The 16,457-nt window shown below is 47.6% G+C and carries 1 protein-coding gene and 1 pseudogene; both read right to left on the bottom strand.

The window, feature by feature from the left end:
* Positions 1-85: 85 nt before the first annotated feature.
* Entirely contained in the window at positions 86-5,506 is a 5,421-nt protein-coding gene (locus KW548_09700) for an amino acid adenylation domain-containing protein (protein QXX05515.1), read from the bottom strand.
* Positions 5,503-16,387, bottom strand: a pseudogene (locus KW548_09695) (amino acid adenylation domain-containing protein). Before KW548_09695 ends, KW548_09700 begins: the two are co-directional and overlap by 4 nt.
* Positions 16,388-16,457: the final 70 nt, after the last annotated feature.

Genomic DNA, 16,457 nt, shown 5'->3' with positions numbered 1-16,457 from the left:
AACCATTATCATTAGCATTACGAACACGAGAGAATCTTAACGACTTTTATAGAAAAATGGAATCTATAAATTAGTCGTTATGGTTCTATAATGTATTAATTATTAATAAATGCCGTAATTTCTCGATCAGTACGCTGTCTTGCACTATCCCTAAATGATCCGTATCTAGCACTTCACTGCTTAACTGAGCGTTAACTTTGGAAAACTCCGAACTCAACAGTTTGTATCGGCCTTGAGGTTGTCCAGCCCAATATGCGGTTGGCTGGGTATTAATTTTAGGTAACTGATACTCGTGACACAGCGATCTCATGTGCTGCTCTACCGCCCAGCTGTACAGCATTTGCTGTGCACTTTCAGACAGATAGTGATCAAAGTTTTGTGACGCCAACCAAGATGAAAATACGCTTGGCCAATTGTCAGGAGTTGATTGGTCAAATCCTGCAAGACAGGTTTGCTTCTGCCCTTCCGATAACTTACCCAAGAGCAATTCTAAGTGCTCGATCAGCTTGGCTTTTGCTGTCGGTGATTGCCATTGATCTTCTGCGATTTCAGTACCTGGAACATAGCAGTCCAACAGCCCGAGGAAAGCAACACTTTCACCTGCCGCCTCGAGACGCGCTGCAACTTCTTGACAGAGCGCGCCGCCGAGCGACCAGCCAATCAATGTATAAGGCCCAGATGGCTGTATTTGACGAATAGTCGCACAATAAGTATCAGCCATTGCGCTAAACGAAGTGTCAAAGCGATTTGGATAAACGAAGCTCTGAGACTGAACACCATAAACGGTGCGTTTGCCCGCCAATGCTTGAGCTAATTTTTGATAACCAACTGTTCGACCTGTCACTGGGTGAATGCAGAATACAGGTGCAATCCCTTCAACATTAGCATTAAGCTTCTCGATCAGTCTGAGGTTAGCTTTGGCTGCTATCGCCTCGCCTTTTTGAGATTCGGGTGCCGAATGTATCGCTTCAAGCCTCTCTTTCCATGCATTGGCTTTGGTCTCGATATCTGATTGCGAATAATGACTGGTTGCATATTCAAAATCAGCGCTCAATACGCCATCGACAACTTGGGCATTGACGACCAAAGGCGTCAACATGGCGTTGTCATCGGCTTGATCACGCGAGTTTGACGACACTGGTTGACACCAATGAGCAAAACTATTGCCTTGATACTGCCCTAGGTAATTGAAGGTTAGTTGCGCAGTTTGTTCTTCAGGCTCAGCGTCTAAGTAGCGCAGTCCATAGCCAATACCCGAGTCTTGGCTCAATAGTGCCATACGCTTAGCGATATCGTCTCGAGAATCTGAGGCATTCAAAGTCATCGGATAGAGGCTCGTCATCCAGCCCACCATACGGCTGAGATCTAACCCTTCAAAGACAGAGTCGTCACGACCATGACTTTCTAGATACACGCTTTGACCATCTTCGTTGCTTCCCATAATTGCTGTCAAAGCAGAGACAAGTTCAACGGTGATATTTTTAGAACTCAATAAAGCCGACGTCACCTCTCGGCTTAGCTCAACCTTTTGCGAGCGCTTGTTGCCATAGATTGCTTTAGCCTGTGTATTTTCTGCGTGGAAAGCTTGTTCATCCCAAACGGCTCTCCTCGCGTTGCCTTGTTCTGTTAATGACCATTTGTTGAGGCTATCCACTGCCATATCCAAAGAGGTATAAACAGGCGGTAGCTCAACTGTTTTCGTTGAATTTTCGTCACTAGAAAGCGTTTGCTGATAAGCACGCCATAAGTCATCCATCAGGACTCGCCACGAAACGCCATCTACAGCCAGATGATGAATGACAATCATCAAGCGAGATTTCTGCCCCTCAATTCGAGCGTAGCCTGCCTGAATCAGTCGGCCTGCTTCGATATCAAGGCTTGTTTGCAACTCATGAGCAAACACTTCGAAAGCTTCTAAGCTATTTAGCTGAGTCTTCCATAGAAGATCATGGAAAACATGTTCAACGTATTGCTGCTGCCATTTACCTTCAGTTTGAGAAAACGACAATCTCAACGCGGGATGGTGCTCAATTAACACTTTGAGCGCAATATCCAGTGCCTGAATATCCATATCCTGCTTCAACTCAACGCACACGTGCTGGTTCCAGTGATTTGGCTGAGCAAAGTTTTGCGCCATGAAATGAGCCTGAATTGGCATCAGACCAAATGGTTGTTTTGGTAACTCTCTTTGCTCTTGCTCAACTGCTGCTTCAAGTACTTGTGCTAACTCGCTCAATACTGGCGCTTGGAATACTTGTTTTGGAGATACGTTGAGACCTGCCAGTTTTAATTTACTCACCAGCTGGAGGCTTAATATAGAATCCCCACCTAACGCAAAGAAGCTATCTTCTCGGCTGACAGAATTAATACCCAGTAGCTCTTGCCAAATCTCCGCAAGGAGAGTTTCTTTCTCACCCTCCGGTGGCAAACCTTGCGACAGCTCAGATTTGAATTCTGGTTCCGGCAGCGCTTTTCTATCTACCTTACCTGCTGGAGTTAACGGCAATTCATCTAGCACCACAAGATGCGCTGGCACCATATACTCAGGCAGGTGCTCAGCGAGCTCAGATAATATCGAAACGCTATCAGCCTTGTTTGCATCAGCGCCATGCAGATACCCCACAAGGTGGGTCATAGAACCGTGACGATGCGCCGCAACCACACAAGTCTCGACACCGGATATTTGCTGAAGCCTTGATTCGATCTCACCCAGCTCGATTCTGAATCCACGGATTTTTATCTGTTGATCAACACGGCCAAAATACTCCATGACACCATCTTCTCGCCAACGAACTAAATCACCAGTGCGATACATACGCTCGCCATTATTGGTAAATGGATCTGGCATAAATCGTTCTGAGGTCATATCCGGCTTACCCAGATACCCACGTGCGAGGCCGACTTCTTCACCAATGTACAACTCCCCGACTGCGCCTTCGGCAACTTGGTTAAGCAAACCATCTAACACATAAAGTCTACGAGCCCCAACAGGCTGACCGATAGGTGCATAGGCACTGGTCAGCTTATCGTGTGGGTAAGCACGCCATATCATTGGTGTCACCACGGTTTCCGTCGGCCCATAGCCGTTGATAATACGTGGTGGGTTTACAACAGATTGCAGGCGATCATAGGTTTCACGAGTAAAGGCTTCACCACCCAAAGTCCAAGAACGTACATTCAACTTAGGCTGAGTCGTCTCAATCCAGTCCAATAAAGGCCCGACATAACTTGGAGGGAAACAGGCTATCGTAATCCCTTCCTGCTTGAGCACTTCACAGGTCTTCTCCGCACTCCACAGTTGCTGATCGCGAATCACCAAGCGAGAACCAAACGCCAAAGGCACTGTCCAGCGTTCTACCGCCCCATCAAAACTGATTGACGCAAAGTGGAGTTCAACGTCATCTTGTGTCATCCCATACTGAGCTCCAATCGTCTGGACATGCATACTCAGGCCATCGTGGGCAATCGCGACACCTTTAGGTTTACCCGTCGACCCTGATGTGTAGATGATGTAAGCCAACTGCTCTGGCAAGAGTTTTACTTTTGGCTTGGCTTTTGAAAGCCCTTGCCAATCTAGCGCATCCATATAAAGCGGTGAAACTGAAGCCGCCTGATCCGAATGTGAGAGGACGTGTGAATCAATCTCTTCCCAACGTGAGCGCAATGATTGATCACTGATTACTAGACTCGCAGCAGAATCCTCGATCATGTAAGCCAGTCGGTCAGTCGGATAATCAGGATCAAGCGGTAGAAACGCCCCACCTGCCTTCATGATGGCGATCATCGCTATGATCATATCGTTGCCGCGCTCAAAAAGAACACCCACAGCGTGATCGCGAACGACACCCTGCTCTATCAACTGGTTCGCCAACTGGTTCGATTTTTCTTCCAGGTGTTTGAACGTAACACTTTGCTGGCCGTGTTTTAGTGCAATGGCTGACGGTTGCTCAATACCCTGAAGGTCGAACAACTCAGTGACGGGTTGATATCGCCACTCACCTTCTGGCTGCGATAGTTGCGATAATCTGGCGAGTTGAGCCTCATTCAGTGAGTTAAGCGCAGCCAATGGTGTATTCAGGTTTTCTTCTGCTTGTGAGACCAACAGGTTAAGAGTGCGAGTAAGCGAAGCCATCATCTCGGGGTCGATACGATCTTTTGCGTAAGTCAGCGTTACCTGAGTACCGCTCGAAGATTCCAACACATCCAAAGCGACATCAAACAATGCGAAGTTGCCTTTAAGCGCCAGCGGCTTTGCCGCCACACCCGGGGCAAACTCGACCGACTCGGTTTGATTGACCTGATGATTAAACAACACTTGAAAGTAAGGCGTTTCGCCAACCAACCTCTCCGCCAACAATGAAGAAACCACACGATCAAACGGCAATAGCTGATGTTGCTGAATCTCCAGCACTTTGCTGTGAGATTTAGTCATGATTTGACCAAAGCTCTGATCAGGTTTTACGTCTTGCGCAACCACATTAGTGTTTACGAAAAAGCCAATAACGTCAGACACTTCGGGTCGGGCGCGATTAGCCATTGGCATACCAATGTTGATATCGTTACGTCCTGTCAACTTGAACAGCGCTGCCTGCCAAATGGCTAGCCAAAAGCTCGAAGTGGTGACGTTATTTTGCCTTGCAAGGCGTGCAATGCGTTCAGAAACATTACCGTCAAATTTTAGGCTTACCTGCTGTGCTTCTCGACGCTGATTAGGTGCAATATCGCCCGTCCACTCAAACAGTTTTTGCGGCTGCTTCTCACCCAGCTCTTGCTGCCAGAATTGAAGATCCTCGTCCCCTTTGCCCGCTTTTAGTAGTGCGTCCTGCCAGACGGAAAAGTCACTGTACTGGATACTCAATGACTCTAGAGACTCACCCTGATAGGCGGTGACCAAGTCCCGCATAAACAATCCAATAGACCAGCCGTCAGACACAATATGGTGCATCACGATGATCACATGGGTTTTGCCTTCAGATGCACGAATACACGCCATTCGCACTGGCATCTCATGAAGCAAATCAAACGGCTTAGCGATAAATTCCGCTGTCCATTCGCCCAGCTGACTTTCCGTTAAGTGCCTAGCATCTTTATGCTCAACGTGAGCAATACAGTGCTGGTCAACATGTTGTCTCGGCTCACCTTGGTCCGAAACAACAAAGCGTGTTCTCAAAGCGTGGTGCTTGCTCATGACTTCAGCAAGCGCCAGTTCCATTTTGTCGGTAGAGAGATCACCAGTGAGCTCAAAACCACCACTGATATGGTAAGCACTATTACCAGCATCAAGCTGGTAGATGTCCCAAAGTCGTTTCTGCGCCGGAGAAAGAGGCGCATCACGCACCTCTTCTGCTGAGACAATCGGTAGCTTTTCAAAGCTCATTCCTTTGGCGTCAAGCAGAGCGATAAATTTTGCCTGCTCTTGCTCGCCAAGGTTTAGAAAACGTTTTGCTAATGCAAATTTGTCTATTTTTGGTTTTTGTTGTGCTTTTGAATTTGATTCTTGGGTCATAACAATTCCAACTCGTCCATTAGTGCTGCCATGGCGTCGATTTCATCCTGTTCTTGTTCATTGTTTGCCTGATACTGAGACTGAAGTGCATCCGTTAACGCCTGTAGCGTCCCAGCGGCAAAGAAGTCTTTTAATGAAATCGCTAAGTCGAGGTCTTTTTGCGCTTGAGCGACGATACGTGTAGCCAACAGAGAATGGCCTCCAAGCGCAAAGAAGTTATCGTCTAAGCCGACTTTTTCTGAGCCAAGGACTTGCTGCCATGTATTGGCAAACCAAATTTCCAATTCACTCTCTGGGGCGCGATATTCCACCTGACTCCACTCTGGAGAAGGCAGCGCTTTGCGGTCACGCTTGCCATTGGGTGAAAGAGGCATGTCATCCAGTGCAACGTAGATTGCAGGAACCATGTAGTCTGGAAGATGATCATTCAAGTGCGCTTTAACAGCGGTTTCTTTTTCTGAATTCCACTCACCACACACCACGTAGGCAACAAGCTGCGTGCCTGTTTGATGCTCATAAGCTATGACTGCAGACTCATCGACGTCATCATGTTGATTGAGAATATTTTCAATTTCTTCCAGCTCAATACGAAGTCCACGAATTTTTACCTGATGATCCAATCGGCCCAGATATTCAAGCCTGCCATCTGGCATGCGAACCACCTGGTCACCCGTACGATACATACGAGAACCAATGTTTCCATCTTGCTTTCCTGATGCAGTAGTGGCAAACGGATTTGGCACAAAGCGATCGGCTGTCAAGTCCGGTCTGGATAGGTACTCACGCGCGAGACCATCACCAGCAAGGTATAGCTCACCTGGGACACCGACTGGGACTGGATTCCAACAATCATCCAATACATGAAGTTGAGTGTTGCTAATCGCATGACCAATCGGGATGCGCTTACCGACAGGCAATTCACATTGCCAGTAAGTTACATCGATAGCCGCTTCAGTCGGGCCATAGAGATTATGCAGCTGGCAATCTGGCGCGCCCGTCAACACTTTTTCAGTCAACTCAGCAGGTAAAGCTTCACCGCTACAAATAATACGGCGCAGGCTGCTGCACTCTCTAATATCCGTCTCACTTTCAAAAGCATGAAGCATTGAAGGAACGAAATGGATCGTCGTTACGCCCTGCTCTCGAATGGTGTTATGCAATAGCTCAGGTTGTCGGTGGTGATCTGGCTCAGCAATCGCTAGTCTTGCACCGTACATAAGCGGCCAGAAGAACTCCCATACAGAGACATCAAAGCTAAAAGGTGTTTTCTGGAGAACACAATCACTGGCATCTAACTGATACTCGTTTTGCATCCAAGCCAAGCGGTTGTGCAGTGCCGACTGGGTATTTACCACGCCTTTTGGTAACCCTGTAGAACCGGAAGTAAAGATGACATACAGTGACTGTTCAGCCTGCCAATTTACCACTGGAGCCACACTGCTCTGCTCGTTGATTTGCTTTAAGATCTCAGCCTGATTTAACGCCACATACTGGCATTGAGGGTTTTCCGGCCAATGTGGCAAGGTCTCACTATCGGTCAGCAAGATGGATACGTCCGCAGACTCAAGAATGTAATTCAAACGTTCTGCTGGATAACTTGGGTCTAATGGCACATAAGCACCACCGGCACGAGTAATCGCGTGTAAGCCAATCACTAGTTCAAACGAGCGTGGTAAACCAAGGCCGACTCTGGTTTCTTCACCCACACCTTGTTGGCGTAGCCACTGAGCCAACTGATTCACTTTGCTGTCGAATTCAGCGTAAGTCATTGACTGCTGACCCATGGACAAAGCAATCGCCTCAGGTGTGCGCTTTGCTTGAGCTTCAACAGCGACTGGTGGAGGAAGCATTTCACCCCAAAATTTCTTCGTCCCGTTGAATGCTTCAATTTGTGCGAACTCGTCAGAATCAACCAACTTGAGTTCAGACAGCATCGCGTTAGGATTCAATGCAACTTGTTCAAGCAGCTTGAGCCAGTGACCAAGTAACGTTTCGACAAACGTTTGATCGAATACTGGTGCTGCATAGTTAACAAAACCACTCCATTCGCCGTCATCATAGGCCTGAACATCTAAGCTCAACTCTAACTGAGCCGCGACCACGCCCGGATCAAACGCTTGTGCTTGTAATCCTCCCCATTCAGCGAGAATTGAGCGCTCAATACGTTGGAAGTTGAAACTCGTCTGATACAACGGATGGTGCTGCAAATTACCCGTCACACCAAGTGACTCTACCAATACTTCAAATGGCACATCCTGATGGGTCAACGCCTGCTCGGTAAAACGCTTTATCTCATGGAGCAGATTGTCATAACTCATTGCCGCGTCGAGCTGCGCAGGGATCACCAAATTGTTGATGAAGCAACCTTGCATCTGCTGAGTATCTGGCTGTGTTCTGCCTGCGACAGGGATACCAACTCGAATTTCATCACGCCCAGAATACTTGTGTAGCAACAAGTGCCACAGGCTTAACATAACGCTAAACGGAGTAGTTGCGCTTTGTGCAGCAAGAGTCTCAATCGCGTTGACCTGCTGCTTGGTCAGAGTAAAATGATGGCGCTGACCGGTAGTTTCGAGCTGGTCTCTCGCGACATCGCTATGGAGAACAAGCGGCTCAATATCTTTCGCTAACGCCGCTTTCCACCATGACAGTGATTCTTTGGCATTATCTGACTTTAACCACTCTTGCTGCCAGCTAGCGTAATCGGCGTAATCCAGCGCGACAGTCTCTACGCTTGACTCAAAGTGTCCAGAATGACTGTACGACGAATAAACAGCCGACAGCTCTCGCATTAGGTTTTGAATCGAAATGCCATCAGAGACGATGTGATGGACAACCAGAAGTAACTCAAATTCCTGTTCTGAATGCTTGATTAAGTATGCTCTCAATAATGAAGGCGATGACAAATCAAAGGTTTCACCGATCCAGTTGAGGCGCTGAGCCTCTAGGTCGGAGAACTCATCAGCTGAGTATTCTTCTAATGCGAATTGACTTACATCGTCATCAGAATGGATAGACTGCATCAGCTCACCATCTACTTGCACGAAGCTGGTACGCAGAGCTTCATGGCGGCCTATCACAGTGCGCAACGAATGCTCTAACCACTCTCTATTCACTTCGCCTTTTAACTTAAGGCCAAGTGGCATGTGATACGCAGAGCTTTCAGGCATCAGCTGTTGAACAAACCATAAACGCTTCTGCGAAGCACTCACTGGCATGGTTTCCATGCGAGGCACTGGTTTGATAGTAACTGCGGGTTCTTTGAGTGATGTACACTGAGTTGCCATCACATCTAGTCTTGAAGAATCAAAAACACTCTGAAGTAAAAGACGAATCTGATGTTTTTGCTGCAAACGTCCAACGAGCTGTGTTGCGAGCAATGACTGACCACCCAGAGCGAAGAAATCATCATTACGACTCACCTTCTCTAGGCCAAACAAGGCTTGCCATTCTTGTGCAAGAAGCAGCTCAATCTCACCTTCTGGCGCTTGATAGGCTTTGTGCTGAACATGATGAGCAGGCTGCGGCAGTTTTTTCTTGTCGACTTTACTTGCTGGCGTCAACGGCATCGACTCCATAACCACAAGCTGTGAAGGCACCATATAGTCAGGCAGTGCTTTCGCCATTTGAGCGAGAATATCATCGCCGTTTATTAGGTCAGCCTGACCTTCTACGTAGCCGACCAAGTACTTTCCAGCTGAACCTTCAAAGGCGGTCACAGCACTCAGTTTACTGCCACTGATACTCTGTAATCGTGACTCGATTTCACCTAATTCGACACGGAAGCCGCGAATTTTTATTTGGTCATCTGCCCGACCCAGATACTCCATCACGCCATCTTCGCGCCAGCGCACTAAGTCGCCAGTGCGATACATTCGCTCTCCATTGTTTGCGAATGGGTCTGGAACGAAACGTTCGGCCGTTAAGTCTGGACGATCAAGATAACCGCGAGCTAAGCCAACTTCTTCACCAATGTACAATTCGCCACTAACACCAGATGGAACCGGACGAAGGTCGCTGTCCAATACATAGAGACTACGTGCACCGACAGCAGTACCGATAGGCGCATAAGCACTTTCTAGCGACGTTTCAGGATAAGCCTGCCAGATCATTGGCGTCACGACAGTTTCCGTTGGGCCGTATCCATTGATAATACGCTTCGGATTCAGTACCTGCTGAAGCTTGAAATAGGTCTCTCGTGTAAAGGCTTCACCGCCCAGAGTCCAAGAACGTACGGCTAATGTTGGCTGTTCAACCTCAATCCATTCAAGCAGTGGTCCAACATAGCTTGGCGGGAAGCAGGCGATGGTCACGGCTTCACGCTCAAGCACTTCACATGTTTCTTGTGCACTCCAAAGCTGCTGGTCTCGAATCACCAGTTTTGAGCCGAAGGCTAGAGGGACAGTCCATCTCTCAACGGCACCATCAAAACTGATTGAAGCAAAGTGCAGCTCGACGTCTTGTGGTGTCATACCATATCGTTGGCCAATAGTTTGAACGTGCATACTCAGACCTGAATGAGAAACACACACACCTTTAGGTTTGCCCGTAGAGCCCGAGGTATAGATCACATACGCCAGCTGCTCTTCTAAAATTTCAGGACGATTTAAAAGAGGTTGCTGAAGGTCGATTTCAGAATACGCAATGATGTTATCTCGCGGGCAAATCTCACTTGCCAGCTGTTGCGAACTGTCGTCTGAAATTAACCACTGCGCATCACTATCTTCAACCATGTAGGCCAGTCGGTCTTGAGGGTATGAAGGATCTAAAGGTAGGAATGCAGCTCCGGCTTTCAAGACACCGATCATTGCCACCAGCATGTCTGCGCCACGGGCAAACATCACACCAACTCGCTGGTCTCGTTGAATGCCGCGCGCAATTAGCTCAGCGGCTACGCCATCACTGAAGTTATCCAGCTGCTGGTATGTCAAAGCAAGCCTTTCCGAGCCATTAGTTGATAAGGCCATACTCCCAAGAGGATTCGCCACAAGCGCTTCGCTATCTGGTTGAGCAAGCACCTGCTCTTTTAGCAATTCAGTGAAGGGGTTGTAAGCCCAAGGTTCAGACGCTTTTACATGACCAGACAAACGAGACTGTTGTTCGGCGTCCAATACACCAATATCACTCAGGTTTTGCGTCAGCTTATCGACAAGCTGATCAAGATAATGAGACGTCGTAGCTGACAGCGCATCAATATCTGACTGTGAGAATTTCGCTGAATCGTACGCAAAAACAATACGTAAAGATTCACCTGGCAATACTGCCAGCGTTAATGGGTAATGCGTAAACTCATAACTGTCAGGCTCGCCAATTTTAAGGCCAGTTTCACTAAACAGGCTCTCATCCAATGGGTAGTTTTCAAACACCACCAACGAATCAAACAGATTCTCACCAGCCAGTGGAGATTGCGCTTGTACCTCTGACAAAGAGACATGGCTGAATTCACGCTGCGCGCTCGCCTGCTCTTGTATATCGGCAAGCCATTGATTGGTTCTCGCCTGCCAGTCCACCATCGATGTAACAGGCAAGGTATTAATGAAAAGCCCAACCATGGCTTCACTATTTGCCAGTGATGATGGTCGACCTGCAACCGTATTGCCGAAAACAGGCTGAGACTGACCCGTGTAACGTTGAAGCGTCAGTAGCCACGCGCCCTGAATAAGAGTGTTTAGCGTGATGCCAGATGACTTCAACTGAGACTGCCAACCACTTAGTACCTCAGCACTGAAGTCCACGTTGTGGCGCACATGCCCTAGTTTATCTGTGTTCGAACCGTATTGTTCAACCAAGATTGTTGGCGCTTCAACACCATTCAGATAACCACGCCAGTACTCTTGAGCACTTTCTGGTTCTTGCTGTACAACCCATTCCAAATAATCAGCAAAATCATGACTGACGACAGGCAGGCTCATGTTTTGATAGTGGGCAAACAGTTCGCTGAGCAAAACACCGGTACTCCAACCATCCATCAAAATGTGGTGGATGGTGAAGATACAAGCGATCTCATTGTCACCCGTTGTCACTAGATCGACTCGCCACAAAGGTTTTAGCTGCTGTGCGCTCGCATCCTGTTCCAGTTCGAACCCTTGTTCAATGAGTGAACGTTTATAGGACTCCAGTTCAAAGCCTACTTCCTCTCGCCCATCAAAGACTCTGCTCGTGATAGGAAGGTCATCCCATATATACAGGTGCGCCTGACCTTCTACTTGATGCAGCGTACTGCGTAGAATCGAATGACGCTTCATCAAGGCTTTCCAACCCTCTTCTAATTGAGCAGCATCAGCTCCCGATATAGGCAAGGTAATTTGGTTGACGTAGGTACTTGTGTCTTGCGATAGCTGAGCGTGGAAATACAAACCTTGCTGTAGCGTAGACAACGGTAGAATTTGATTCGGAAGTTGATGAGTACTACCACTTACATGGCTTAGCGTCACGAGACTCAGATTAGTGTTTGGGGCATCAGCTTGTGTCAAAACGGCGGAGTTAGACGTGCAATGTTCCGTCACTGCTTTGATTGCCGACTCTAAGTGATGAACATACGCATCACACTCAGATTCCGACAAAGCAGAAAGTGAAAACTCCAAATCGACGTCAAAGCCATCATCAGTTTCGCTGATATTCAGTACAATTGCGGCATCAGCTTTAGCGTCTTCTGGTCGCCATAGGCCAAACTCACCCAGTTCAACCCCTCTCACGTCAGCCTGAGCAGCTCGTCCTAGAAAGTTAAATAGCACATCAACATTGTCTTGATACTGCCATTGCTGCTGAACAACACCCGCTGAATAACTCAAACCGCCATCGGTGATTGCATGAGAGCCATCTTTTACACTCGCTAACAGTTCACTAATGCCGTCACTTAACACAATTTTTTGTGGGAACAGCGCAGTATGCCAGTTCACACTGCGTGAAAGATCCAATCCAAACGACTCACTGAATCGACCATGGCTTTCACGATGAACAATGATCTCGCTTGCTGAGGTTATTTCCTTGACTGAAAGCGCAGACAATGCCATCAACGTCTGTTCCTTGCTCATTCTGGCGAAGGCCTGAGTCGAGGCAAGTAGTGGCTCGGCGAGCTCTTTAGTTAAATGGTAACTGTGCTTATGAATTCCATTGCTTTCGCTTTCCTTATCAGTTCTTTCAGGAAAAGCAGGTTCTGCTCGCTGAGCAATCCAAAACTCGGACTGTTTATGGCCTATATGAAGATTCTCTAGTGCTTCATACCAATCAGCTTGATGGTGCGTTTTAGAAGCAAAGGCATAAGACTCAACACCCATTTCTTGCTGGTACCTCCCCAGCAAATCTTGAATAAGCACAGGCCAAGAAAGCGCATCAATGACAAGGTGGTGAACGGCAACCTGCATTTCACCTGTCTCAACGTTTAAACCGACCGACAATTGCTTACCAACAGCCGGATTAATCGCACGCTGAACAGCATCGATGTCTATCTGCTCTGCATAAAGGTGGAATGCAAAATCTGCGCTCGTCACATATTCAGCTAGATACTGTGCTTCGTCAGATGCTGTTGTATTAGGAGCCTCGAAACAAAGGCGCAAACTATCGTGATGCTGCACCACTTGCTTGAGTGCTCGAACAATCGCGTCTGCATTGACCGGAGCTGGCAAGTTGAGTTTTGCGTACTGGTTACACAGTTCTAGATGACCATTCTTATCTAAATAGTTCTCAATGAATCGCTTCTGCATTGGCAGCAAGGATACTTTTGCCACTCAGCTGACCTTGTTCAGCTGGTTTGATTTGGCTATCGAGAACACATAACGCCATCTCAGCGAGTACTGGATGGTCAAACACTTGCTTTGGTGTCAGCATCAAACCTCGTTGACGTAGCTTACCTACCATTTGCAAAGCGGTAATTGAATCTCCGCCAAGTGCAAAGAAATGGCTGTCAGAACCAATAGATTCTAGTTTAAGGAGCTCACACCATATTTCAGCCAGCTGATGTTCGATGTCCCCTTCCAGCGGTGCACCCGCTTTCTGTTCTTCATCCCAATCCGGTACGGCAAGTTGCTTGCGATCCACCTTGCCCGCAGGGGTCAGAGGAAGTGTCTGGCTAACAATGATGCGTGACGGGACCATATAATCTGGCAACTGGGAGGCTAACTCAATACGCCATTGCGATTCAGAACTTTGCTCTGTTTCACTCAATTGAACATAACCGACTAGGCGCTTTCCTGTCGGCGACTCGTGTGCGACAACGGCACAAAACTCAGCATTAGCAAGCGTCTGTAGGCGAGATTCAATCTCTCCAAGCTCAATACGGAAACCACGAATTTTTACTTGTTGATCGGCACGGCCAAGGTATTCAACCACACCATCTTGTCTAAATCGAACCAAATCACCAGTGCGATACATACGCTCGCCGTTAGCGGCAAATGGATCCGGAATAAAACGTTCAGCGGTCAAATCAGGTCGTTTCAAATAACCGCGCGCAAGGCCAGATTCCATGCCAATGTACAGCTCTCCAACCGACCCAAATGGTACCTGCTTAAGGTTCCCATCCAGCACATACAACTTACGGTCACCAACAGGCTGACCAATCGGCGCGTACGAGCTTTCCAGTTTATCTTCTGGATAAGCACGCCAGATCATCGGAGTAACGACCGTTTCTGTCGGGCCGTAACCATTGACGATACGAGGTGGATTGACCACCCGTTGAATTCGTTCAAACGTTTCTCGGGTAAATGCCTCACCCCCCAGTGTCAATGAGCGCAAAGATAAGTCTGGCTGAGTTTGTTCAACCCAATCTAGCCAAGGGCCTGCATAACTTGGCGGGAAACAAGCGATGGTGACTTTCTCGTCTACCAATACTTGAGTGGTTTTTTCTGGTGTCCACAACTGTTGGTCACGAATGATAAGTGTTGAGCCAAACGCCAGTGGCACAGTCCAACGTTCCACTGCACCATCAAAGCTGATAGAGGCAAAATGCAGCTCTGTGTCTTCAGGCGTCATGCCATACTGCTCACCAATCGTCTGGACGTGCATTGTCAGTCCGCGATGACTGACTGCCACGCCTTTAGGCTTACCTGTTGAGCCAGAGGTGTAAATCAAATACGCCAACTGGTCTAAGTGGATATCTGGATATGAAAACTCAGCAAGCTCAGATACTGGAGCCTCAGTTGCTAACAAAGATTCAATAGCAATACACTCTTGAGCACTTTCGGAGCAGATGAAAAGATCTTTCGCCTTACCCATCAAGTGCTGTTGAGTCAGTAACTGCTGAGCTTCGCTGTCTTCAAGCATAAAGCTAATGCGCTCAGCAGGATAATCCGGATCAAGTGGCAGGAATGCGCAGCCTGCTTTCATGATGCCCAGCATGGCGACCAGCATATCGGTGCCACGCTCCATCATCACACCGACAACACCTTCTGATTGAACCTTTCTTTGACGTAATGAGTGTGCGACTACATTCGATTGAGCCTCTAATTCAGCGTAAGTCAGCGTTTTATCGCCATGTTTTAAGGCAAGTTTTTCAGGACGCCGTTTTGCTTGCTCAGCCACCAGCGCCATAAAGGTCACTGAATCCCATATTTGTTGTACTGCTGAGTGTGTTTCCAAGGCCACTGTATCTGAGGTAGAAAGCACGTTCGTCTGTGCTAAAGACTGCTGAGGAGATTGGCAGATCTGGTTCAGAACGCTCTTGTATGTACTTAAAATGCTGTCAATTTGAGCTTGAGTGAACTTCTCTTTCGCATAGACAAGTCGCAGCGATAGTTGCTCACCCGTTACTGCATCCAACACCAATTCAAACGGTGTTTCAGCGAGAGGGAATTCAGTGAATGAACCCTGAATCTCTCTGGAAGTTACGACCAGCTTGTCACCATGACTGCGGTAGTTGAATGCGACAGTCGGTAGTGGAAGTTGCCCTGCTAATTTCTCTAGAGGTAAATGCTCGAACTTCATTGACTCTGTCAGGTTTGTTCGGACATTCTCAACCAATTTAGCAAGCGTATTTTCAGGAGCAACCTGCAAACCTAAAACAGCATTATTGACATAGAAACCAATGTTTCTGCGGTTTTTCGAGTTTCGGTTTAGGGCAGGTACAGTGATCGAAGGATGAGCATGATTAGAGTAGCTAGATAAAGTCAGTAATAGCGCCGTAGAAAGCACTTCAAAGCGTGTTACACCAAAAGATTTCGCAACTTCAGACACGCGCTCCGTTTCTTCCAGAGTCAATGACTCTTCAATATGTGTAGCCGTATAAGCACTGGCGTCGATCTGATTGGAAGCTGGCAATGTGCAAGGTTCATCGCTGATTAGATTCAATGCTTGCCATTGCAGCATCGCCTCCTCATGCTCTTCACTTCCTTGCATTGAAGCGAATTCGACGAAGCTTTGGCCTCGCAATTTGCTCTTTGGCTTGCCAGCGAGGCGATCAACCAGCGCGCGAACAAAAAGCTGTAAAGACCAGGCATCCGTTGTAATGTGGTGAGCGGCTACTCCCATTACAAATTCTTGGTCACTCACTTGATATAGGCACAACCTATTCAAAGATTCGCCGACCATGATGTAAGGCTCTCGAACCCGCTTTTCAGCATCTTTTAACACGAATGCTTCAGGGTCAGAACATTTCTGTGCGTCAACAAATTCCAATTTGGGGCCAGAATCAGAGACTCGTTGAAGAGGCACACCATCATGTTCTTTGAGTCTTAAACGAAGAACATCTTGTTGCTCTACCAGCGCCTCGAATGCCTCAAATATGGCTTCTTTACTGATACCTTCGCCAGACAAACGTAACAAGCCACCCGTATTGTAGGCAATACTTTCTGGCATGATCTGCTGGAACAACCATAGACGTTGCTGAGAATGAGAAAGTGGGCTCCAACCACCATTGGCGGGAGTCATCGTGATATCATCCACTGACATACATATACCTAAAAACTGTTAAATGTCAGGTACCTAAACAACAGGTACCAAAATCAAGCAAAAGCGAGTG

The organism is Vibrio neptunius (assembly GCA_019339365.1).
GTDB classification, from domain to species: Bacteria; Pseudomonadota; Gammaproteobacteria; order Enterobacterales; family Vibrionaceae; genus Vibrio; species Vibrio neptunius.
The sequence above is the reverse complement of the archived record's forward strand: the minus strand, read 5'-3'. Positions and strand labels throughout refer to the sequence as shown.

What these genes read in the sequence shown, in the direction of transcription:
- KW548_09700 (QXX05515.1), bottom strand. Translation starts at nt 5,506, where the DNA reads ATGACCCAAGAATCAAATTCAAAAGCACAACAAAAACCAAAAATAGAC.